The sequence below is a fragment of the Streptomyces sp. NPDC006476 genome, from assembly GCF_040612015.1.
Classification (GTDB): domain Bacteria; phylum Actinomycetota; class Actinomycetes; order Streptomycetales; family Streptomycetaceae; genus Streptomyces; species Streptomyces griseorubiginosus_B.
The window spans coordinates 65,966-87,353 of sequence record NZ_JBEXPK010000023.1; the positions used below are offsets into that span (position 1 = coordinate 65,966).

General features: G+C 72.1%; 22 protein-coding genes. 13 read left to right on the forward strand and 9 right to left on the reverse strand.

Annotated elements, in window-relative coordinates:
* Positions 1–31: 31 nt before the first annotated feature.
* From ABZZ74_RS25730 to ABZZ74_RS25745, 4 genes are read left to right on the forward strand one after another with little or no spacing between them, the layout of a single operon-like run.
* Positions 32–439, forward strand: a complete 408-nt coding sequence (locus ABZZ74_RS25730; RefSeq protein ID WP_208781072.1) for a hypothetical protein — start codon at positions 32–34, stop codon at positions 437–439.
* Positions 436–1,416 carry a transcriptional regulator gene (locus ABZZ74_RS25735; RefSeq protein ID WP_356768708.1) on the forward strand — a complete coding sequence of 327 codons (981 nt, stop codon included), beginning with the start codon at positions 436–438 and terminating at the stop codon, positions 1,414–1,416. Before ABZZ74_RS25730 ends, ABZZ74_RS25735 begins: the two co-directional genes overlap by 4 nt.
* 13 nt (positions 1,417–1,429) lie before the next feature.
* The gene (locus ABZZ74_RS25740; protein ID WP_356768710.1) at positions 1,430–1,930 is read left to right on the forward strand and encodes a roadblock/LC7 domain-containing protein; all 501 of its coding nucleotides are present in this window, start codon (positions 1,430–1,432) and stop codon (positions 1,928–1,930) included.
* 54 nt (positions 1,931–1,984) lie between these two features.
* Positions 1,985–2,359 (forward strand): hypothetical protein, encoded by a 375-nt coding sequence (locus ABZZ74_RS25745; protein ID WP_133045956.1) that lies wholly within the window; start codon positions 1,985–1,987, stop codon positions 2,357–2,359.
* 18 nt (positions 2,360–2,377) lie between these two features.
* Here the strand turns inward: ABZZ74_RS25745 and ABZZ74_RS25750 are convergent, their stop codons facing one another.
* From ABZZ74_RS25750 to ABZZ74_RS25760, 3 genes are all read right to left on the reverse strand, one after another.
* Entirely contained in the window at positions 2,378–2,962 is a 585-nt protein-coding gene (locus tag ABZZ74_RS25750; RefSeq protein ID WP_356768712.1) for a hypothetical protein, read from the reverse strand.
* A gap of 83 nt (positions 2,963–3,045) precedes the next feature.
* A complete protein-coding gene (locus tag ABZZ74_RS25755) occupies positions 3,046–3,906 on the reverse strand; it encodes a MurR/RpiR family transcriptional regulator (protein ID WP_356768714.1) in 861 nt (286 codons plus the stop codon).
* Positions 3,906–5,810, reverse strand: coding sequence for an aromatic amino acid ammonia-lyase (locus tag ABZZ74_RS25760; RefSeq protein WP_356768716.1), 1,905 nt, complete (start codon positions 5,808–5,810; stop codon positions 3,906–3,908). Before ABZZ74_RS25760 ends, ABZZ74_RS25755 begins: the two co-directional genes overlap by 1 nt.
* Before the next feature lie 141 nt (positions 5,811–5,951).
* Here ABZZ74_RS25760 and ABZZ74_RS25765 point away from each other — a divergent pair, with 141 nt between their 5' ends.
* The 5 genes from ABZZ74_RS25765 to ABZZ74_RS25785 all read left to right on the forward strand — a co-directional run bounded on the left by ABZZ74_RS25765 (position 5,952) and on the right by ABZZ74_RS25785 (position 9,747).
* On the forward strand, positions 5,952–6,986 hold the full coding sequence (locus ABZZ74_RS25765) for an ABC transporter ATP-binding protein (RefSeq protein WP_356768718.1): 1,035 nt from the start codon (positions 5,952–5,954) through the stop codon (positions 6,984–6,986).
* Positions 6,983–7,624 (forward strand): ABC transporter permease, encoded by a 642-nt coding sequence (locus tag ABZZ74_RS25770; protein ID WP_133045951.1) that lies wholly within the window; start codon positions 6,983–6,985, stop codon positions 7,622–7,624. Before ABZZ74_RS25765 ends, ABZZ74_RS25770 begins: the two co-directional genes overlap by 4 nt.
* Before the next feature lies 1 nt (position 7,625).
* A complete protein-coding gene (locus ABZZ74_RS25775) occupies positions 7,626–8,288 on the forward strand; it encodes an ABC transporter permease (protein ID WP_356768720.1) in 663 nt (220 codons plus the stop codon).
* A 12-nt stretch (positions 8,289–8,300) separates the two neighbouring features.
* Positions 8,301–9,230 (forward strand): ABC transporter substrate-binding protein, encoded by a 930-nt coding sequence (locus ABZZ74_RS25780; protein ID WP_356768722.1) that lies wholly within the window; start codon positions 8,301–8,303, stop codon positions 9,228–9,230.
* Positions 9,231–9,318: 88 nt separating this feature from the next.
* Positions 9,319–9,747 (forward strand): hypothetical protein, encoded by a 429-nt coding sequence (locus ABZZ74_RS25785; RefSeq protein WP_356768843.1) that lies wholly within the window; start codon positions 9,319–9,321, stop codon positions 9,745–9,747.
* A 352-nt stretch (positions 9,748–10,099) separates the two neighbouring features.
* On the opposite strand, the gene ABZZ74_RS25790 is transcribed toward ABZZ74_RS25785, so the two are convergent.
* Positions 10,100–11,488, reverse strand: a complete 1,389-nt coding sequence (locus ABZZ74_RS25790) for a cystathionine beta-synthase (RefSeq protein WP_356768724.1) — start codon at positions 11,486–11,488, stop codon at positions 10,100–10,102.
* Between the two features lie 161 nt (positions 11,489–11,649).
* Here ABZZ74_RS25790 and ABZZ74_RS25795 point away from each other — a divergent pair, with 161 nt between their 5' ends.
* The 3 genes from ABZZ74_RS25795 (at position 11,650) to ABZZ74_RS25805 (ending at position 15,092) form a co-directional block, all read left to right on the forward strand.
* Entirely contained in the window at positions 11,650–12,690 is a 1,041-nt protein-coding gene (locus ABZZ74_RS25795; RefSeq protein WP_356768726.1) for an SGNH/GDSL hydrolase family protein, read from the forward strand.
* 126 nt (positions 12,691–12,816) lie between these two features.
* Positions 12,817–14,034, forward strand: a complete 1,218-nt coding sequence (locus ABZZ74_RS25800; RefSeq protein ID WP_356768728.1) for an acetyl-CoA C-acetyltransferase — start codon at positions 12,817–12,819, stop codon at positions 14,032–14,034.
* Between the two features lie 281 nt (positions 14,035–14,315).
* Positions 14,316–15,092: a hypothetical protein gene (locus tag ABZZ74_RS25805; RefSeq protein WP_356768730.1), complete on the forward strand. Its 777-nt coding sequence runs from the start codon at positions 14,316–14,318 to the stop codon at positions 15,090–15,092.
* A 23-nt stretch (positions 15,093–15,115) separates the two neighbouring features.
* Here ABZZ74_RS25805 and ABZZ74_RS25810 read toward each other — a convergent pair whose 3' ends face one another.
* Positions 15,116–15,427 (reverse strand): hypothetical protein, encoded by a 312-nt coding sequence (locus ABZZ74_RS25810; protein WP_165954953.1) that lies wholly within the window; start codon positions 15,425–15,427, stop codon positions 15,116–15,118.
* Positions 15,428–15,531: 104 nt separating this feature from the next.
* Between ABZZ74_RS25810 and ABZZ74_RS25815 the strand changes: the two genes are divergently transcribed.
* Complete coding sequence (locus ABZZ74_RS25815; RefSeq protein WP_133045944.1) at positions 15,532–15,762, forward strand: DUF4287 domain-containing protein; 231 nt, start codon at positions 15,532–15,534, stop codon at positions 15,760–15,762.
* A gap of 82 nt (positions 15,763–15,844) precedes the next feature.
* On the opposite strand, the gene ABZZ74_RS25820 is transcribed toward ABZZ74_RS25815, so the two are convergent.
* The 4 genes from ABZZ74_RS25820 to ABZZ74_RS25835 form a co-directional block, all read right to left on the reverse strand.
* Positions 15,845–16,732 carry a Bax inhibitor-1/YccA family protein gene (locus ABZZ74_RS25820; protein WP_356768733.1) on the reverse strand — a complete coding sequence of 296 codons (888 nt, stop codon included), beginning with the start codon at positions 16,730–16,732 and terminating at the stop codon, positions 15,845–15,847.
* A gap of 157 nt (positions 16,733–16,889) precedes the next feature.
* Complete coding sequence (locus tag ABZZ74_RS25825; RefSeq protein WP_356768735.1) at positions 16,890–18,065, reverse strand: 4-hydroxybenzoate 3-monooxygenase; 1,176 nt, start codon at positions 18,063–18,065, stop codon at positions 16,890–16,892.
* A gap of 159 nt (positions 18,066–18,224) precedes the next feature.
* Positions 18,225–18,902 (reverse strand): hypothetical protein, encoded by a 678-nt coding sequence (locus ABZZ74_RS25830; RefSeq protein ID WP_356768737.1) that lies wholly within the window; start codon positions 18,900–18,902, stop codon positions 18,225–18,227.
* A 476-nt stretch (positions 18,903–19,378) separates the two neighbouring features.
* Positions 19,379–21,298 (reverse strand): hypothetical protein, encoded by a 1,920-nt coding sequence (locus ABZZ74_RS25835; RefSeq protein WP_356768739.1) that lies wholly within the window; start codon positions 21,296–21,298, stop codon positions 19,379–19,381.
* Positions 21,299–21,388 lie beyond the last annotated feature (90 nt).

The window sequence follows — 21,388 nt, forward strand, 5'->3', positions numbered from 1 at the left end:
CAGCCGAACCCCAGGCGGGAGGGGAACCGCGGTGCCCGGAATCGACGAGTGTCTGCTGGAAGCCATGCGACTGCCCGGTGCCCGAGGCGCCGCGCTGATCGACTGGACGAGCGGGCTGGCCCTGGGCACCGTGGGCGAGTCCCCGGGCGGTGACCAGGAGACGGCCGCGGCGGAGGCCGCCGAGATCGCCCGGCTGGCCGCCGAGCAGCACGCCTTCGCGCCGGACGACGATCCGGAGGCACCGGCGGCGGCCGACACGGAGCTGCCGGTGGAGGACCTCATCGTCAGCAACCGGGACAGCTATCACGTGCTCAGGTTCGTGGGCTCGTCCTTCGACGGCAGCGTCTTTCTGCACCTGTGGCTGGCGCGCGCGGAGGGCAATCTGGCGCTGGCCCGTATCCGGCTGGGCGAGATGGCGGAACGGCTGGTGCTGGCATGACGGTCGTCCGGACCACCGAACCCCCGCGGCTGCCCGTGCGGGACAAGGCGGCCGCCCGCGCGCGGGGCTGGGGCGGGGTCTCGCCGATGCTGACCCGGCTCGCCGCCGAGCGGGCCACCGGCGTCCTGGTCCGCGAGCACGGCACGCTGCACCTCGCCGAGGGCCTGGTCGTCCAGGCCGAGAGCCGGCACGCGCCCGGGCTCGGCGCCCTGCTCACCGCGCACGGCACGCTCGCCCCGGAGGCCTGGCACCAGGCGGTCAACGAGGCCGCCGACCACCACCGCGTCGGCCGCCATCTGGTCGACGCCGGGCATCTCCCGCTCGGCGCCCTGGAGTTGTGCCATCTGGCGTCGCTGTACGACGCGGCGTACTTCGTCCTGGCCCCGAGCAGCACTCCGCCCCGCTTCCGTTACGGGCCCGTCCACTGGCTCGGTTCCGTCCGCCCGGTGCCGGTGGAGGCGCTGGAGCGCGAGACGCTGCGCCGCCGTGACGTCCTGCACCGCATCTGGCCCCACCCCGGCATGGACGGCATCCCGCTGGCCCGGACACACCTGCCGGGCACGCCCGCGCTCACCCGCCGACAGCTCGCGGTCCTGGAGCTGGTCGACGGCGTCCGCACGGCCACGGACATAGCGCGCGCGCTGGGCCACCTGGCCTTCCACACCCTGGTGGACGTACGGCGGCTGACGGCGGCCGGGGTCGTGACCACCGCCGCCCCGGCCCGCGTCCAGCCACCGCCGGGCGGCACCCGCGACGCCTCGGGCCGCGGGCAGCCGCCGCCACCCCCCGACCAGCCCCCGACGGGCCACGCCCAACTGCCCGGCCGGGGCCGGCCACCGCAGGGCCTTGGGCAGCCGCACCGGCCGGACCCGGCCGGGGCGGACGGCTACGCACCGCCCGTCCCCGCCGAACCGCTGCCGCCCGATCCCCACATCACCTTGCTGAAGAGGCTCAGAGATGCGCTGGAGGCCCTTTGAGAGGAGTCACCGGATGGCCGCCGACCCCCACATCCTGGACGAGCTGCGCCGGCTGAGGGCCCGGGTCCCGCAGCTCACCGGCGCGCTCGCGACCGGCCCCGACGGAGCCGTCCTCGCCCAGGACACCCCGGGCGTCGACCCCAGGGCCACGGCCGCGCTCACCGTCCAGGCGCACGCGGCCGCCTCCGAGCTCGCGGACGCCACGGGCCAGGGAGAGTTCCGCGAGCTGCTGGTGCGCGGTGTGTACGGCTACGCGGCGACCTTCGCGGCGGGCGGCGCCCCCACGGCCGTACTGACCCTGCTCGCCCAGGACCGGGTGAACGTGGGCCGGCTGCTGCTGGAGGGGCGCCGGGCGGCGGCCCGGGTCGCCGAGCTCCTCGACAGCCGTACGGCGGCGGCGAACCGGGCCGCACCGGCCAAGCAGCCGGCCAAACCGGCCGCCAGGACGGCGGCCGCACGAACCAGAACCCCGCGCGCGGCACGCACGACGACCAACGCGCGCACCACCGAATAGTCGACCCGAGTGGTCGACACAGTCGAGAAGACAAGGGAACGAGGAATCACAACCATGGCCAACACCGAGACCACGCTGAAAGAGTGCCTCGCCTCCATCGAGGGCGCGACCGGCGTCGCGCTCGTCGACTACACCAGCGGAATGGCGCTCGGCACGCTGGGCGGCGGCAAGACCTTCGACCTGAACGTGGCCGCCGCCGGCAACACCGATGTCGTCCGCGCCAAGATGCGCACGATGGAGCACCTGGGTCTGAAGGGCCAGATCGAGGACATCCTGATCACGCTGTCCGACCAGTACCACCTGATCCGCCTGATCAGCGGCCGGGGCGGCAACGGTCTGTTCATCTACCTGGTCCTGGACGGCAAACGGGCCAACCTGGCGATGGCCCGCCACCAGCTGCGGAAGATCGAGGAGGAGCTGGAGGTCTGACCCTCCCCGCCGATCCCGCTAGACGAGCGCCGCGGTGCGGCGACGCGCCCCGCCCGGGGCCGCGTCGCCGGCCGCGATGCCCGTGCTGCGGTAGGCCTTGACCGCCTTGCCGGCCGGGCGGCCGCCGTTGTCGGCGAGCCAGTCGACACGGACCCACAGCAGCGCGTCCTCGGCCCGCTCGCGCCGCCCCAGCCAGGCCGCCTTCAGCCGCAGCCCGGTGCCGGCACCGGCGAGCAGCATGCCGCCCGCGGCCGGCACGACGAACGAGGCCGCCAGCGCCACCACGAACGCCAGCAGCAGCCACCAGCGGTGCCCGCGCCGCCAGGTGCCCACACTCACCGCCCGGTCCTGCAGCACGTCGTGCTTGCCGGCGCGGACCGCCGAGCGGGCGAGGGCCGCGTAGCGCCTGCGGCGGGTGTACGACACCACGGCCGCCGCGACGAGGAACAGCGCCGCCCCCGCCATCACCCCGATCCGCCGCCCTGTGACGCCCGGCACCAGCACCCCGACACCGGCCGCGAACACCCCGGCCCACCACAGCGGCGCGGCTCCGGCCCGTACGACGACAGCCACCCGAGCCAGTCCCAGACCTCCGCGTGCCACGTTCCGCCTCCTCGTCGTCCTGGCACAGTCCTGTGGGGCCGGAGGCTAGCGAGCGAATCTGAGACGACTCTGAAAACGCGCTCCTACTCCACGAACAGCCCCCGCGCCGCCGCCCGGGCGTCGAACTCCTCCAGGCGGGACTGGGCGTCGGGCAGGTCGTCGCACATGGCCTCCAGCAGGACCCGGCCGAGCAGCATGGGCGCGCAGGCGGTGTCGAAGGCGAGGCCGGTGCCGACGGCGGCGGGCAGCAGGAGGTCGGAGACCTTGGCGACCGGCGCGAACGCGGAGTCGGCCACGGTCACCACCGTCAGCCCGGCCTCCTTGGCGAAGGCGAGGCTGTCGACCACCTCGCGCGGATGCCGGGGCAGCGCGAAGCAGAGCAGGGCGCTCGCGCCGGCCAGCACGGCTGCCTCGATGCGGTCCTGGATCATCGTGCCGCCCTCGTTGAGCAGCCGGACGTCCGGGTGGACCTTGGCGGCGAAGTACGCGAAGCCGTAGGCCTGGGAGGCGGCGGCACGCAGACCCAGGACGGGGAGGGGGCGGGAGGCGGCCAGCAGCCGCCCGGCCCGCTGCACGGGCCGCGGGTCGGCGAGCAGTTCGGCGAGGTGCCTGAGGTTCTCGATCTCGGCCTCGACGGCCTGCTGGTACTCGTTGTAGGAACCGGGGCGGTCCGTCGGCTCGGCGGGCGCGACCTCGCGCAGGTGCTTGCGCAGGGCCGGGTAGCCGTCGAAGCCGAGGGCGACGGCGAAACGCGTCACGGACGGCTGGCTGACCCCGGCCAGCTCGGCCAGCTCAACGCTGGACAGGAACGGCACGTCGGCCGCCCGCCGCACCATGCTGTGCGCGATGCGCCGCTGGGTCGGCGTCAGACGGTGCCCCTCGAAGAGCGCCTGCAGCCGCCCCGCGGGACTGTCCGTCACACCCGTCTCCCTCTCCGCGCCCATCACTCGCTCCCCCTCCAGATCTCCGTGAACCGGTCGAGCAGTGCGGCCGCCGCCGTCACGTCGTCCGTGAGCGGCCGGTCGGCCTGGTCCTCCCGCAGTACGGACTCGGCGAGCCGGAACGCTCGGCCCACCGGAAGGTCCGGCTCGGGCCTGAGGTCGCGCTGGCGCAGCGCCCGTACGGCGGCGACGAGTTCGCAGCCGACGACGAGCCGGTACGCGCGGCAGGCGCGCCCGGTCTGACGTGCGGCGAGCGAGGCGAAGCTGGCCTGTTCCTCGACGCCCCGGGAGAGTACAGCGTGCCCGAGCGAGGCGGGAGCGGAGAACGCGCGCAGATCGCCGAGGGCGGCCCCGGCGGCGTACTCGAGGATCATCACACCGGAGGAGGCCGGCTCGTGGTCGGCGAGGAAGGGGCGCAGCCGGGTGTAGGCGGGCTCGTTGAGGGTGGACAGCCGGGACGTCGACAGACGGGCCACCTGGGTCAGGGCCAGCCGGAAGTGGTCCAGGGCGAGGGCGAGTTGGGCCTGGTAGAAGCCGCCGTGGTGGTAGGCGGCCATGTCCTCGGGCGAGATGAGGGGGTTCTCGGCGGCCGCGTTGATCTCTATCGCCAGCACCTCCTCCAGGGCGTCGGCGGCGTCGTGCGCCGGGCCGTGGATCTGCGGCAGGCAGCGGAAGCCGTAGGGATCCTGGATCCGGCCGAGCGGCGGGGTGGGCCGGTCGGCGGCGCCGATCAGCTCCCTCATCCGCGCGGCGACCCGGGCGCTCCCCCGGTGCGGGCGGGCGGCGTGCACGGGGGCGGCGTACGCCTCGTGCGAGCCGTCGACGGCGAGCAGCGACAGCGCGGCGACGACCTGCGTGGCCTCGATCAGCCCGCGCAGTTCGTACAGGGCGAGCGCCGACTGCCCGAGGGTGAGGGCGTTACTGCTGATGAACGCCAACGCGTCGTTGTTGTCGAGGGGTTGGGCCTCGGGAGCGCCACGCACACTGACCCCGGGAGCGCCGGTCGCACCGGCCCCCGGGGCACCGGTCGCGCCGGGTCCCGGAGTACCGACCGCACCGGCCCCCAGAACGCCCGCCACACCGGACCCCGGAGCACCACCCACACGGGACCCCGGACCGCCCGCCACACCGGACCCCGGAGCACCACCCACACCGGCCCTCAGAGCGCCTGACGAACCGGCCCCCGGAGCGCCGGCCGCACCCGACCCCAGAGCGACCGCCGCACCGGCCCCCGGATTGCCGGCCGCACCGACCCCGGGAAAGCCGACCGCCTGGGCCCCCGGAGCACCCGCCCCGCCGACCCCCCGAGCACCCGCCCCGCCGATCCCCGGAGCACCCGGCCCGCCGGACCCCGGAATGCCGGCCCCCGGGGCGCCCGGCTCCCGCCACGGATGCTCTCCCGCGAGCGCCAGTCCGACCTGTGCCAGGGCCGCGATGTCCCCGGTGCCGACCGAGCCGAACTCGTTGACGACCGGGTGGACCCCGTTCTCCAGCGCCTCGCACAGCGCCGTCACCACCGTCGGCCGCAGGCCCGCCCCGCCGGCGAGCAGCTGGTTGGCCCGTACGGCGAGCATGGCGCGCACCTGCCGGGAGGGCAGTTCGTCACCGATCGCGCCGGCGTGGCTGCGCAGCAGCCTCAAGCCGTGCTCGGCGGCCGCCTCGGTGGGCACGTCCTCGTTCCGGTTGGCGCCGACGCCGGTCGACCGGCCGTAGACGCGACCGGTCGCGGCGATCTGCCGGGCCGCGTCCCAGGACTCGGTCACCCGCTTCATCGCGTCGGTCCCGGGCACCGGCCGTGCGGTGCCGTCGGCGAGGCGCACGACGTCCGCGACGCCCAGCCCGATCCCGTCGAGGACCACGAGCCCCGTGTGCACGGCTTCCGGCGTGTCCACGATCCGAGACGACATCAAGCCCAAATCCTTCCCAATACGGACACCTGATCTTGCTGTGCGGTCATCCGTTACCTCGGATTAACACCAAACCGTTGACAAGCTATTCAGCTACCAAGAACTCTGCATGACGTTATACAGCCGGGCAAGGGACAACTCATGATCCAGTTCGACGCGGTGCACAAGCGCTTCCCCAACGGCACGACAGCAGTACACGACCTCTCCCTGGAGATGCCGGAAGGCGGCGTGACCGTCCTCGTCGGATCTTCCGGTTGCGGCAAGACGACCACCCTGCGGATGATCAACCGGATGATAGAGCCGACCTCGGGCACCATCCGGGTCGGCGGCAAGGACGTGACCCGGCAGGACGCCGCCGAGCTGCGGCGCTCCATCGGGTACGTCATCCAGCAGTCGGGCCTCTTCCCGCACCGCACGGTGCTGGACAACGTCGCCACCGTGCCGCTCCTGCTCGGCTGGAACCGGAAGAAGGCCCGCGCCCGCGCCGCCGAGCTGCTGGAGACCGTGGGTCTGGCCGCCGACGCCGGCAAGCGCTACCCGCACCAGCTCTCCGGCGGCCAGCAGCAGCGCGTCGGCGTCGCCCGCGCCCTGGCCGCCGACCCGCCGGTCCTGCTCATGGACGAGCCCTTCGGCGCCGTCGACCCGGTGGTGCGCACCCAGCTCCAGGACGAACTGCTGCGGCTGCAGAAGGAGTTGAACAAGACCATCGTCTTCGTCACCCACGACGTGGACGAGGCCGTACGCCTCGGCGACCAGATCGCGATCTTCCGCACCGGCGGCCACCTGGTCCAGTGCGCCACCCCCGCCGAGCTTCTCGCCCGCCCCGCCGACGACTTCGTGGCCGGCTTCCTCGGCGCCGAGCGCGGTCTGAAGCTGCTGTCGCTGAAGACCCTCGCCGACGTCCCGCAGGGCCCGGCGCCGGAGGGCGGCACCTGGACCCTCGTCCTCGACGAGCAGCGCAGGCCCCGGCACTGGGCGTCGAAGGAGGCCGAACTCCCCGTACGGCCGCTGCGCGACACCGACTCGCTGCTGTCCGCGCTCGACGAGTCGCTCGCCTCCCCCACCGGTCTGGTCGCGCGCGTCGACGCGGACGGCGTCCTGACCGGGGTCTCCTCCCGCGACGACATCCACGAGCGCGCGGGCCGGGCGCACACGGAAGCTCGGGTGGCCGCATGACCATCGACTGGTCGTGGATAGGCGACCACACCGACGACCTGACCTCCCTGACGCTCTCCCACCTCCAGGCCGCCATGACCGCCGTCTTCTTCGGCGTGCTCATCTCGCTGCCGCTCGCGGTGATCGCCCACCGGATCCGCCCGCTGCGCGGCTTCCTGCTCGGCGTCTCGAACGTCCTCTTCACGATCCCGTCGATCGCGATCTTCGTGCTGCTGCTGCCGGTCAGCGGACTGACCCGCACCACCACCGTCATCGGCCTGACCGTCTACACCCTGGTCGTGCTGCTGCGGAACACCGTCGAGGGCCTGGACTCGGTCCCCGCGAAGACCAAGGAGGCGGCCAAGGCCATGGGCACGCGCCCGCTGCGCACGCTCCTCACGGTCGAGTTCCCGCTCGCCCTCCCCGTGATCATGGCGGGCGTCCGCATCGCGACCGTCATGTCGATCTCGCTGGTCTCGGTCGCCACCTACATCGGCGACGGCGGCCTCGGCCAGCTCTTCACCGACGGCTTCCAGCGCGACTTCCCGACCCCGGTGATCGTGGGCGTGGTCCTCACCATCCTGCTCGCCGTGGTCGCGGACGCCCTGCTGGTGGCGCTCCAGTACGTGCTGACCCCCTGGCGCAGGAGGCGGGCCTGAGATGTACGAGCTCTTCAAGAACCTCGGCAAGTGGCTCACCAGTGGCGCGAGCTGGTCCGGGACCGACGGCATCGCCCACCGCCTCGCCGAGCACCTCCAGTACTCGCTCCTCGCGACCCTCATCGCCGCCGCGATCGGCCTGCCGCTCGGCCTGCTCATCGGCCACACCGGCAGGGGCGCCTTCGTCGCGATCAACCTCGCGTCCTTCGGCCGCGCGCTGCCGACCGTCGGCCTGGTCGTGCTGGTCTTCCTGGCGGGCGGGCTGTCGATGCTGCCGGTGTACGTCGCCCTGGTCGCCCTCGCGGTCCCGGCGATCGTGACCAACACCTACGCCGGGATGACCGCTGTGGACCCGGACGTGAAGGACGCGGCGCGCGGCCAGGGCATGCGGGGCCACCAGGTCCTGTTCCAGGTCGAGCTGCCCCTCGCGCTCCCCCTGATCATGACCGGTCTGCGGCTCGCCCTCATCCAGGTCGTCGCCACCGCCACCATCGCCGCGTACGTCTCCTTCGGCGGCCTCGGCCGCTACGTCTTCGACGGCCTCGCCCAGCGCGACCTCGTGCAGGTGCTGGGCGGCGCGGTGCTGGTCGCCGTGGTCGCCGTCGTCCTGGACCTGGCCCTGTCGGGCCTGCAGCGCTTCCTCTTCCGCCACCGCACCGCCTAGGGAACCCCGATCATGAACCGACGCACCCTCCTCGGCGGCCTGTTCGCGGCCGCGTCCGTCCCGGCCCTGTCCGCCTGTGCGAGCGGCATCACCTCGCTCGACAGCCAGGGCTCCACGTCCGGCGGCGGTGGCTCCAGCAAGAGCGGCATCACCATCGGCACCGCCAACTTCACCGAGAACCAGGTCCTCGGCTACCTCTACGCGGCCGTCCTGAAGGCCGCAGGCGTCAAGGTCAAGGTCCGCCCCAACCTCGGCACCCGGGAGATCGTGATCCCCGCGCTGAAGGCGGGCGACATCGACCTGCTGCCCGAGTACCAGGGCGCCCTCCTGAACTACCTCGCGCCGAAGGACAACTCCTCGGAGCCCGGCACCATGCAGAACGCGCTCACGCTCGCTCTCCCCGCCGGCCTCCAGGTGCTCCCCTACGGACAGGCGGCCGACTCGGACTGCTTCGTCGTCACCCGGGCCACCGCCCGCAAGTACGGCCTGACCACCCTCGCCGACCTGGCCAAGCAGAACGGCAAGCTGGTCATCGGCGCCGCGCCCGAGGTGAAGAAGCGCCGGGTGGGAGCGGTCGGTCTGAAGGACTTCTACGGCGTGGAGTTCAAGGAGTTCAAGTCGCTGGACTCCGACGGTCCGCTGGTCAAGGGCGCCCTGAAGAAGGGCGACGTCGACGTGGCGAACCTCTTCACCACCGACACCGACATCGCCGCCAACGGCTGGGTGGTGCTGGCGGACCCGAAGAACCTGATCCCCAGCCAGCACATCGTTCCGCTCATCGCCGACCGCAAGGCCGACGACACGGTCCGCAAGGCCCTGGCCAAGCTCGGCAACATCCTCACCACCGAGCAGCTCACCCGGCTCAACAGCCAGGTCGACAACGACAAGAAGGACCCCGAGGACGTGGCCGACGCCTACGCCAAGCAGCACGGGCTGGTCTGATCCCCAGCCCGAACAGGGGGGCTAACCCCAGTGCGGCGGGCGACGCGGCTCCTTACCGTGGATTGTCATGACGGGAATGGAGACGAGCATGGACGCGCGGGACGCCGAGCTCAAGAAGGAGCTCAACGCCACTCTGCAGGCCCGCAGGGAACTGGGTGAGGAGTACGAGTCCGCGCTGGTCGACTCGTTCCTGGAGAAGGTCGACCAGCGCATCGACGGGGCGGTGGAGCGCCGGGTGCGGCGGCAGATGGCCGAGCAGCAGATGGTGGTGGCCCGGGGGGCGAGGGCGCCGAAGCCCACCGACTCCTGGGGCGAGCGCTTCGGCTTCGGCATCGTCTCGCTGGTCCTGGCGATCCCGCTGTCCGCGATCGGCGGCGGCATCGCCCACCTGCCCGGTCTGCTGGTCGCCTGGGCGGGGATCGTCGGCGTCAACGCCTTCTCGGCGGCCCGCGTCAACCCGGGCCTGTTCGGCGGCCGCCGTAAGCGCCACAAGGACGAGGACCGCTGGGAGGAGTGACCTCCCGTTCCCGGACCCGGCGCAAAAAAGTAATGCGCGGGGACCGCCGCACCCCCGTTGCCGGGGGGCGGGACGACGGCGGTCCCCGCGAAGGACGCTGACCGGGTCAGGGCCGGGTCTCGCGTCCGGCGTCCATGGAGGTCCGGGAGCCGCTCCGGAGGTCCTTGGACGTTCGGCGCCGGCTGGGGCGGGGAGCCGCTCCCGCCCTGCCGACATCCACTAATGTGCCGGAGCCGTGTTAAGCGTGTGCTGCGTGCACGTGACACGCTCGTACCACTTCCGCGAAGTCCACCACTTCGGTAGGCAACCGCAAGTTCGCCGTGGTGGGGCTCCGTTCACCGGACGTTCGCCGTCACTTCCCGCCCTTGGCCAGGAAGTGCAGCAGGTCCTGCCGGCTGATCACCCCGGTCGGCTTTCCCTCGACCAGGACGATCGCCGCGTCCGCCGCACCGAGCACGGTCATCAGGTCGGCGACCGGCTCGCCGGAGCCCACCTGGGGCAGCGGGGCCGACATGTGTTTCTCCAGCGGGTCCTCCAGCGAGGCCCGCTTGGCGAACAGCGCGTCCAGCAGCTCCCGCTCCACGACCGAGCCGACGACCTCGGCGGCCATGACGTCCGGGTGACCGGCCCCCGGCTTCACGATCGGCATCTGCGAGACGCCGTACTCGCGCAGGACCTCGATGGCCTGGCCGACGGTCTCGTCCGGGTGCATGTGGACGAGCGAGGGGATGGCGCCGTGCTCCTTGTCGCTGAGCACGTCCGCGACGCGGGCGCTGGGGCCCTCGTCCTCGAGGAAGCCGTAGTCCGCCATCCACTCGTCGTTGAAGATCTTGCTGAGGTACCCGCGCCCGCTGTCCGGCAGCAGGACGACCACCACGTCGTCCTCCTCGAGCCGCCGCGCGACCTCCAGCGCCGCGACGACCGCCATCCCGCAGGAGCCGCCGACCAGCAGCCCCTCCTCCTTGGCGAGCCGGCGGGTCATCTGGAAGGAGTCCTTGTCGGAGACCGGGACGATCTCGTCGGCGACGGTCCGGTCGTAGGCGGTGGGCCAGAAGTCCTCACCGACGCCCTCGACCAGGTACGGGCGCCCGGAGCCGCCGGAGTACACCGAACCCTCGGGGTCGGCGCCGATCACCTTCACCCTGCCGTCGCTGACGTCCTTCAGATAGCGGCCGGTGCCGGAGATGGTCCCTCCGGTCCCCACGCCCGCCACGAAATGGGTGATCCTCCCCTCCGTCTGCTCCCACAGCTCGGGGCCGGTCGAGTGGTAGTGGGAGAGCGGGTTGTTGGGGTTGGAGTACTGGTCGGGCTTCCACGCGCCCGGCGTCTCGCGCACCAGCCGGTCGGAGACGTTGTAGTACGAGTCCGGGTGCTCCGGGTCGACGGCCGTGGGGCAGACCACGACCTCGGCCCCGTACGCCCGCAGCACGTTGATCTTGTCGGTGCTCACCTTGTCGGGGCACACGAAGATGCACTTGTACCCCTTCTGCTGCGCCACGATGGCGAGCCCCACCCCGGTGTTCCCGCTGGTCGGTTCCACGATCGTCCCGCCGGGCTTGAGCGCCCCGCTCTCCTCGGCCGCCTCGATCATGCGCAGGGCGATGCGGTCCTTCACGGAGCCGCCCGGGTTGAAGTACTCGACCTTGGCCAGGACGGTCGCCTTGATGCCCTTGGTCACGCTGTTGAGCCTCACCAGCGGGGTGTTGCCGACGAGGCTGATCATCGAGTCGTGGAAATGCACCGTTGTCTCCGGTTGCTTGCAAAAGAAGTGGTCCTAGTGGTTCCGCCAGCGTAGGCCCTGTCGTCCGCCCACGGCGGTCGTTCACTCCCCGTTGAGATTGGCGAACGGTCGGTACGGGGCAAGGAGTGGATGTACGGCAACGAAGGAGGTGGCGGCGAGGTATGACGAGCATGTCGAGGGCACGGGTGGCCCGGCGGATCGCGGCCGGTGCCGCGTACGGCGGCGGCGGGATCGGGCTGGCCGGTGCGGCCACCATGGGACTGCTGCTGGCGGAGGTCCAGCTGGCCAAACGCCACGTGGGCAACGGCAGCAGCGGCCGGGTGCCAGTGGCGGACGGCCTGTACGGCACCGCCTACACCGTGCCCGACGAACCTCCCCTGCGGCTGACGATGCTCGGCGACTCCACCGCCGCGGGGCAGGGCGTGCACCGGGCGGGCCAGACGCCGGGCGCGCTGCTGGCCTCGGGGCTGTCGGCGGTGGCCGAACGCCCGGTGGAGCTCCACAACGTGGCCCTTCCGGGGGCGACCTCCGACGACCTGGACCGCCAGGTGGCCCTGGTCCTCGCCAACCCCGCCCTGGTCCCGGACATCTGCGTGATCATGATCGGCGCGAACGACGTCACGCACCGCATGCCCCCGACCCGTTCCGTCCGCCATCTCTCGGCGGCGGTACGGCGGCTGCGCACGGCCGGCGCGGAGGTGGTGGTCGGCACCTGTCCGGACCTGGGCACGGTGGAGCGGGTGCAGCAGCCGCTGCGCTGGCTGGCCCGCCGCGCCTCCCGCCAGCTGGCGGCCGCCCAGACGATCGGAACGGTCGAGCAGGGCGGCCGCACCGTGTCCCTGGGCGACCTGCTGGGCCCCGAGTTCGAGGCCAACCCCCGCGAACTGTTCGGCCCGGACAACTACCACCCCTCCGCCGAGGGCTACGCGACGGCCGCGATGGCCGTCCTGCCGACGGTGTGCGCGGCGCTGGGTCTGTGGCCGGCCGAGGAGGAGCGTCCGGACGTGTCGCGGCGGGAGGGCTTCCTGCCCGTGGCGAGGGCGGCGGCGGAAGCGGCGTCCGAGCCGGGCACCGAGGTCACGGCGGCGATGCCGACGGGTCCGCGCGGGCCATGGGCGCTGCTCAAGCGCAGGCGCAGGCGGCGGGTGCACGAGCCGGCACCGCAGCAGAGTTCCGTCTCCTCGACGCAGCCGACCCCCTGAGCCACAAAGCAAGCGCTTAGAAAATTGCGGTCAGGGTCACACCGCGACAGACGTGACCCTGACCATACGTACGGGTAACTTCCCAAGCAGCCCTGACCGTCTCGTACGTACGCCAATGGAGCCGTCATGCCCGAAGCCGTCATCGTCTCGACCGCCCGCTCCCCGATCGGCCGTGCCGTCAAGGGCTCGCTCAAGGATCTGCGCCCGGACGACCTCACCGCCACGATCATCCAGGCCGCCCTGGCGAAGGTCCCCGAGCTGGACCCGAAGGACATCGACGACCTGATGCTCGGCTGTGGCCTGCCGGGCGGCGAGCAGGGCCACAACCTCGGCCGGATCGTCGCCGTGCAGATGGGCATGGACCACCTGCCGGGCTGCACCATCACCCGTTACTGTTCCTCCTCGCTGCAGACCAGCCGCATGGCCCTGCACGCCATCAAGGCCGGCGAGGGCGACGTCTTCATCTCGGCCGGTGTCGAGATGGTCTCCCGCTACGCCAACGGCAGTTCCGACATGCCGAGCGGACGCAACCCCCTCTTCGCCGAGGCCGAGGCCCGTACCGCCGCCACGGCCGCCTCCGAGGGCTCCACCTGGCACGACCCGCGCGAGGACGGCCTGCTCCCCGACCCGTACATCGCGATGGGCCAGACCGCCGAGAACCTGGCGCGCTGGAAGGGCGTGACCCGCCAGGACATGGACGAGTTCGGCGTCCGCTCGCAGAACCTCGCCGAGGAGGCCATCAAGAACGGCTTCTGGGAGCGCGAGATCACCCCGGTCACGCTGCCCGACGGCACGGTGGTCAGCAAGGACGACGGCCCGCGCCCGGGCGTGACCCTGGAGGGCGTCTCCGGCCTCAAGCCGGTCTTCCGCCCCGACGGCCTGGTCACCGCCGGCAACTGCTGCCCGCTGAACGACGGCGCCGCGGCCGTGGTCATCATGAGCGACACCAAGGCCCGTGAGCTGGGCCTGACCCCGCTCGCCCGCATCGTGTCGACCGGCGTCTCGGGCCTGTCCCCGGAGATCATGGGCCTCGGCCCGGTGGAGGCCTCGCAGCGAGCGCTGCGCCTGGCCGGCCTCACCATCGACGACATCGACCTGGTCGAGATCAACGAGGCGTTCGCCGCCCAGGTGATCCCCTCCTACCGCGACCTGGACATCCCGCTGGAGAAGCTGAACGTCAACGGCGGCGCGATCGCCGTCGGCCACCCCTTCGGCATGACCGGAGCCCGCATCACCGGCACCCTCATCAACTCCCTGCAGTTCCACGACAAGCAGTTCGGTCTGGAGACGATGTGCGTCGGCGGCGGCCAGGGCATGGCGATGGTCATCGAGCGCCTGAGCTGAACCCGCTGAGTAACCACTGAGGCACCAATGGTGAGCCTCTGGCCCGGAGTCCGGAACACCACCGGCCTCCGGGCCGTTTTGTGATCCAATCTCCCCCAGGATGTGACCTATCTCCCTTAGCGGGGGGATTCACGCAGCTCAGTGCGGGTACGTCAACCCTTCTGGGACCCAAAGTCCTGTCCGGTTCGTGACGTTACGCACTGACAGCTGGTCAGTCCGCCCTTCAAGCTGATGTAGGAAGTCGGGGGTCGACTTGAACCGGGAGTAAGTCAGTGAGCGCCATGCCGATCGCCTTGCTGCTCATCACGGCCGCCACGGGCGCCGTGGGCGTCGCCGTCCTGCGCACCCTCATGGTGCTGCGACGTGAGGTCGCCGCCCTGCACACCCAGCTCGCCGAGCAGCACGCCCCGCACGGTCTCGTGCCCGCCGCCCGTCTGTCCACGGAGGCCGACGAGATACGCGCCGCCGTCGCCGAGGCGCTCGCCGAGGAGCGCGAACGCGAACTGGCCGAGGCGCGCGCCTTCTGGGCCGCCCAGGAGTCCCGTGACGGCTCCGACGCGCCCTCGCTCCTCGGGCTGCCGGACAGCGAGCTGTACCTGCCCCGGCAGAGCGACTTCGTGGGGCTGGAGCCGCTGGAGTCGGTGACCGAGCAGGCCGCCGACGCCGACGAGTTCGCCGGGGACTCCCCCGAACTGGCCGCGGCCCGCCGCCGTCACCCCTCCCACCCGGACTTCGTACCCGTGCAGTCACCCGTGGCGAACGACCATGAACGCACGGTGGCCACCCTCGAGGAACTGGCCGCCACCCGCACCGAACTGACCGACGTCCGCCCCGGCCCGCTGGGCACGCTGGACGTCTACGTCTTCGCCGACGGCACGACCCTGTGCATGACCCCGGGCCACCGCGAGACGGCCGAACGTCTGGCGGCCGCCCTGCGCGCGGGCCGGACGCCGGTCCTGCTCGGCGGTTCGGGCGTCTCCGGCGCCTACACGCTGACGTTCGAGTGCGGCGAGGAGAACGTGTACATCCTGGCGGACCGGGTCATAGCGTCCCTGTAGGGATCAGCGTCCCCGCAGGGAGATCAGACGCCGGCGCGCTGTTGCGCCTGAGCCACCAGTTCCACCGCCTGTTCCAGCTGGCCCTCGTCCTTGAGCACGAGGGCCAAGTCGTGTGCGGCGACGGTGATTTGGTCGGCGGCGGCGAACATCCCGGCGTCCGGCATCAGCCGCGGCTCCGTGCCCGGGTCCTCCAGGACCTGCGCCCGGCAGGCCAACTCCCGGGCCAGCTGGAGGGCCTCGGCGGCGGCTCCCCGCTGCAGCCGGCTCTGCGGAGCCGCCCTCAACCGGTCGGCGAAGTGATCCACGGCTCGCGTCAAGGGCGTCGTATCAACCACGGAACGAGCGTACGCGGCACCGCCAGACTGTTGCCAACAGGCGAACGCTCAGGCACCGTGACCTGAAGGACCGGCTTACATCCCCTTTGCGTTCGGAGGCGCCGATGTCCCACGTCCTCTCCGAGGAGACCCACCGCAACATGCTCGCCCGCATCCCCCACTGCACCGGTCGTGAAGTGTCCGACTGGATCCGCACCGTCGAAGAAGGCCCCGCCCTCTTCCGCTTCGAGGAAAAGGTCAGCTGGCTCCGCCACGAGCACAACCTCGCGTACGGCCACGCGAAGGCGATCGTCCACGAATACGACCTGAGGAGGGCAGCGCGCAAACTGCTCTAGGCGCGCACCACGACATGACGAAGGGCCCCCGGTGAGAGCACCGGAGGCCCTTCGTAACTGCCGCGTGACAGCCGCGGGACGGCTAGTCGTTGCTGTTGAGGATGGCGATGATCCGCAGGAACTCCATGTAGATCCACACCAGCGTCAGCGTCAGCCCGAAGGCCGCCAGCCACGCCTCCTCCTTCGGCGCGCCGTAGGCGATGCCGTCCTCGACCTGCTTGAAGTCCAGGGCGAGGAAGCAGGCGCCGAGCAGCACACCGACGATGCCGAAGAAGACACCGAGCGGGCCGCTGCGGAAGCCGAGGCCGTCACCGCCGCCGAAGACCGCGAACAGCAGGTTCACGACCATCAGCAGCACGAAGCCGAGCGCCGCCGCCATCACGAAGCCGTAGAAACGGCGGTTGACGCGGATCCAGCCCGCCTTGTACGCCACCAGCACACCGGCGAACACCGCCATCGTGCCGATCACGGCCTGCATGGCCGCGCCGCTCGCGATGCGCTGGTCGACGATGCTGGAGACCACACCGAGGAAGACACCCTCGAACGCGGCGTACGACAGGATCAGCGCGGGCGTGGCCTTGCGCTTGAAGGACTGCACGAGCGCCAGCACCATGCCGACCAGCGCGGCGCCGATGCCGATCCCGTAGGAACGGCTGATGTTGGCGTCGTCGACCGGCAGCAGCGCCCAGGCGAGCGCGGCCGTGACGATCAGGGTGCCGAGGGTGGACGCGGTGCGCAGGACGACGTCGTCCATGGTCATCCGGCCGGTGGTGGCCGGGGCCTGGGGCGGGGCGCCGTACTGCAGGTCCTGCTGGGCGTACGGATTCTGCGCGTAGGGATTGCCGCCCGCGTAGGGGTTGGCCTGCGTTCCGACAGCGGGACCCCCGGCCTGCGGCGCGGTGTTGAAGCCCGCGTAGCCGTTGTCGCGGCTGAACCCCCGTCGCGAGAAGACCGGGTTTCTGCTCCTCATTTCACTCCTCCATGGCCGCACGTCGCGGCCTTGGCTCAAGAGTAATAGGTAGGCAAAGGATTGACCCTAGTGCTTGGGGAGGATCTTTCCCTCGTCGTGCAGCGCAACACGCTACGCGGGTCCGTGATTCCCCTCACCGCGGGGGTTCACACGGCCGTCAGTCCAGGGGGAAACCCGTATAGCCCTCGGCCAGGTCGGCCTCGGCGGCACGCGAGGCCGCGACCCGCTCCAGACGGGCGAGCTGCAGGCGGTGGTCGAAGGGGGTGGCGTCGGGGGACGGGTGCAGCATCGTCGTCATGTCGTACGAGAACCGCTCGGCCTGCCAGACGCGGCGCAGACAGGTCTGCGAGTAGGCGTCGAGCAGCTCGGCCGAGCCGGTCTCCTTCTCGTGCGACAGCGCCCGCGCGAAGGTCACCACGTCGCCGACGGCCAGGTTGAGGCCCTTGGCGCCGGTCGGCGGGACGATGTGCGCCGCGTCGCCGGCCAGGAAGAGGCTGCCGTACCGCATCGGCTCGTGGACGTAGGAGCGCATGGGGGTGACGGACTTCTGGGTGATCGGGCCGCGCTCCAGGCGCCAGTCGTCCGCGGTCTCGAAGCGGCGCTCCAGCTCGTCCCAGATCTCCTCGTCGCCCCAGCTCTCGGCGTCGGTGCCGGCGGGCACCTGGAGGTAGAGGCGGGAGACGGACGGGGAGCGCATGGACAGCAGGGCGAAGCCGCGGTCGTGGCGGGCGTAGACCAGCTCGTCGTGGGAGGGCGGGACGTCGGCGAGGATGCCGAGCCAGCCGAAGGGGTACGTCCGCTCGAACACGCGGGTGAGCTCGGCGGGGACCGCCTGCCGGGCCACCCCCCAGAACCCGTCGCATCCGACGACGTACCGGCACTCCAGCACGTCCTCCCGCCCCTCGTGCCGGAACCGCACGGACGGGCTGTCGGTGTCCGCGCCCTCCACGGCGAGGGCCTCCGCCTCGAACAGCAGCGGGCCGCCCTCCTTGAGCTGGAGGGCGATGAGGTCCTTGCATACCTCGGTCTGGGCGTACACCATCACGGACCGGCCGCCGGTGCGGGCGGGGAAGTCGACGCGGTGGCGCTTCTTGTCGTAGCGCAGTTCGATGCCGTCGTGCGGGAGGCCCTCCCGGTCCATGCGCTCGCCGGCGCCGGCCGCGCGCAGCACGTCCACCGTGCCCTGCTCCAGGATCCCGGCGCGCTGGCGGTGCTCTACGTAGGCCCGGTCGCGGCTCTCCAGCACGACGGAGTCGATCCCGGCGTTGTGCAGCAGCCGGGCGAGGAGAAGGCCGGCCGGGCCGGCGCCGATGATGCCGACGGTGGTACGCATCCCGCATCCCTTGGTCGTCTGGTTCGCCGTTTGTTCGCTGAGTGAAATTTACTTCACCAGCTTCTGGGATGTGAGTCTGCGCCCGCCTCCGGGGGATGTCAATGGCCGACCGCCGTGCCGTGGGAGACGGACACGGCGGTCGGCACGGGGCCGCCGGGATCAGTGCGCCGGGGGCCAGCCGTCGAGGTGACGGTGGAGGGTGACGTCGGGCTTCACGTCGCCCTTGGGGGCGTTCGCCACGGCGTCGCGCAGGACGGCGGTGACCTCGCCGGCCAGGCCGTCGACCCGGGTCTTGAGGTCGGCCGCGGGCAGCGAGGAGCGGGTCAGCTCGTCCAGCCGCTGGTGGATGTCGGCGAGCTTGTGCTGCGTGTCGGCGTTCAGGCTGAACGCGGTCGGCGTGGAGACGACGAACTGGTAGGCCCCGGCCAGTGTCTGGCAACCGGTGCACTTCTTGTTGGCCGCGTCGCTGAGGTTCACGGCGTTGAGGTGCGTGTGCTCGCCCGCCATCGTGACGATCTGGAACGACAGCGCGACGGAACGGCAGGCGTCGTCCGCCGAGCAGCCCGCCGAGACCGCGTTGGCCTGGTTACGGGCGGCGGCGGCGTTCACCGTGCCGAACTGGCGCACCGTGAACGAGTCCCGGACCTGGGTGTGGTGGGCCCGGTCGGCGTGCGTGAACACGTGGTCCGACGCGAACGCGGCGTGCGACACCCCGCCCGCGGCCTGCGCCGGCACGGCGGTCGCGGCCCCCGCGACACCGGCCGCGAACAGCCCTATGCCGAGGGCCCGGCGGGTGAGGGGGTTGCGGGTAGGTCGTGCTTTTCGATGGCTGCTCAACGGTTCTCCTCGGTGGATGAGTCGGTGGTGGGGGGTGGCGATGGTTGGGGGGCGGTGGTTGGGCGTGTGGCGGTGGTGCGGGGTGTGCCGGTGGCGGTGGTGCCGGGTGTACGAGTGCGGTGGTGCGGGGTGTGGCGGGGTGCCGGGTGTACCGGTGGCGGTGGTGCCGGGTGTGCCCAGGCGGCGGCCAGGTGGTGGTGCCGGATGGGCGGTGGTGCCGGATGGGCGGTGGCGGCGGTCGGGCCGTAGTGCCGGATGGGCGGTGGCGGCGGTCGGGCGGTGGTGCCGGATGGGCGGTGGTGGTGCCGGGAAGGCGGGGTGCGGGCCGGGCCCCGGGGCGGGTGCTCGGCCGTCGCCGGCCGTCGGTCGGGCACCCGCCCCCCGCGCAGGTCACCCCATGACCTGCGCGCGCCCCGCGCCGTGGGCGGCCCGCTCGGTCCGGCCCCGGGGACGTCCACCCCGGGACCGGCCGGGTCTCAGGTCGCCGCCGGTGACGCGCTGGGCGGCGGGGTCGTCGGCGGGTCGGTCGGCGAGGCAGGGGCGCTCTCCGACGGGGTCGGGGAGACCGGGGGCTCGGACGGACCGCCGCCGGGAGCGGAGGCGGAGGGGCCCGAGCCGGTCGGCGAGCCCCCGCCGGAGGCCGCCGGCTGACCCGTCGCACCCTTGGTCGGGCGGGCCGACGCCGGGGCGGACGCGGAGGCGGTGGCCGAGGCGGTCGTACTCGCCGACGGGCCCGGCGAGGCACCGTTCGGCGCGGCGGAGGCGCCGGGTGAGGCCGACGGGGACAGGGACGCGGCGCCGTGTCCCGCCGGAGCGCGCGAGGCTCCGCCGCCCGAGCCCGAGGCGTCCCGGGGGCTCGGGGCCTCGGTGGACACCCCGGGCTGCAGGATCGGGGCGATCGGCGGCTGCTTGGGCAGCGGCTTCGGAGTCATGCCGGAGACCCAGGCGTAGCTGAGGCCCGTCAGACCGGCCAGGGCGAGGGCGCACAGCGCGATCCTCAGGCGCGGGCGGCCCGCCGTGGAGCGTTTCGCGGCGCGGAAGATACGACCGCTCATCTTCACCGACAGATAGACGACCCCGGCCATCGGGCACAGCAGCATCACGCAGCCGATCACCCCGACCAACCCGTCGACGATCTTGCCGTCCGCCAACGCCGAACCCGTGCCGACGAGTTGCTCGGTCAGCGACCGCGTCATCGTGGCGAGGATCCGCGGCAGGTTCCACAGGGCGTAGCCCAGCTCCCCCACCAGCAGCGGCACCATGGTCAGCACCCAGGTGGCGACGATGGTCCGCGCCGACTTCTTCAGCCCCGCGACCTCCTTGCGGGCCGCCTTCCCCTTCGCCCCCGGCACCAGGCCGAGCAGGATCGGCTTGATCTTGCCGTAGAGGTCCGGCACGCCCGCGAGATCGCCCAGGATGTAGTAGCCGTCCAGCCGGACGGCCGGCATCAGCTGCTCCAGGATCTCGAAGTGCCCGAGGTAGACCGCGGCCAGGAAGAACTGCGCCCCGGTCGCGAAGTACGCCCCGGCCATGCCGAGCATGAAGACGACGTTGAAGTAGACCCCGCCCAGGTCGGTACGGATCCGCCCGGCCCGGCCGATCCGGTAGACGTCGGTGACGTCCGTGTACATGGAGGGCCAGATCAGGAAGAGCCCGCAGCCGATGCAGCCGGGCCGCGCGCCGCCGTACTTGCACGCGGAGGCGTGGCCGAACTCGTGGAAGACGAGCGAGGCCACGGTCAGCACGAACACGATCAGGATGAGGACCGGCTGGTCCAGGACCTCCAGGACCGGGTCGATCGCCCCGAAGAACCCGAACAGCCACACGTCCATGGCCGCGGCGGCCAGCAGCATCGCCACGACCACGGCCGGCCGGTGCAGCCAGGACAGCGCCCCAGCGATCCGTGCGGTGCGGCGCTCGTTGAAGATCACCCGGTGGCCCTTGAGGGCGAGCAGCAGGTCGGAGCGCGGGGCGTCGACCTCGTCGTCCTCCTGGCCCTCGGGGACCGTCACACCGAGCGGCTCGAGCTTGTTCTCCACCAGGTAGCGGATGTTCTCGCCGCTGACCTCGCGACCGAAGCGCGCGCTGACGCGGTACGCGATGGTCTCGACGTCACGGACGCCGTCGATGCTCGACGCCACGAGGTACAGCAGCCGGGACAGCTGCACGACCTGCCCGTCCCCCCGACGGGCGATGTACTTGGGGTCGGTGAAGCCCGACCCCTGGTACTCGCCGTGCAGCTTCAGCCCCGCGCTCAACCGCGGGACGGCCGGCGGCTGTTCGACGACCGGCAGGTTGCCCGTCGCCACCTGCTCGTAGGTCACCGGCCAGCCGCCGGGTCCGGGCACGGGCCCGGTGTCGTACAGCGCCGCGGTCCCGTCTCCGAGCACTGTCATATGTGGTCTCCCCCCACGTGTCCCCCGCGTCCGCGCTGTTTCCCCCCGGAAAGCGCGCCGCCTTCCCCCCGGAAAGCCCGGCGGGTTCCC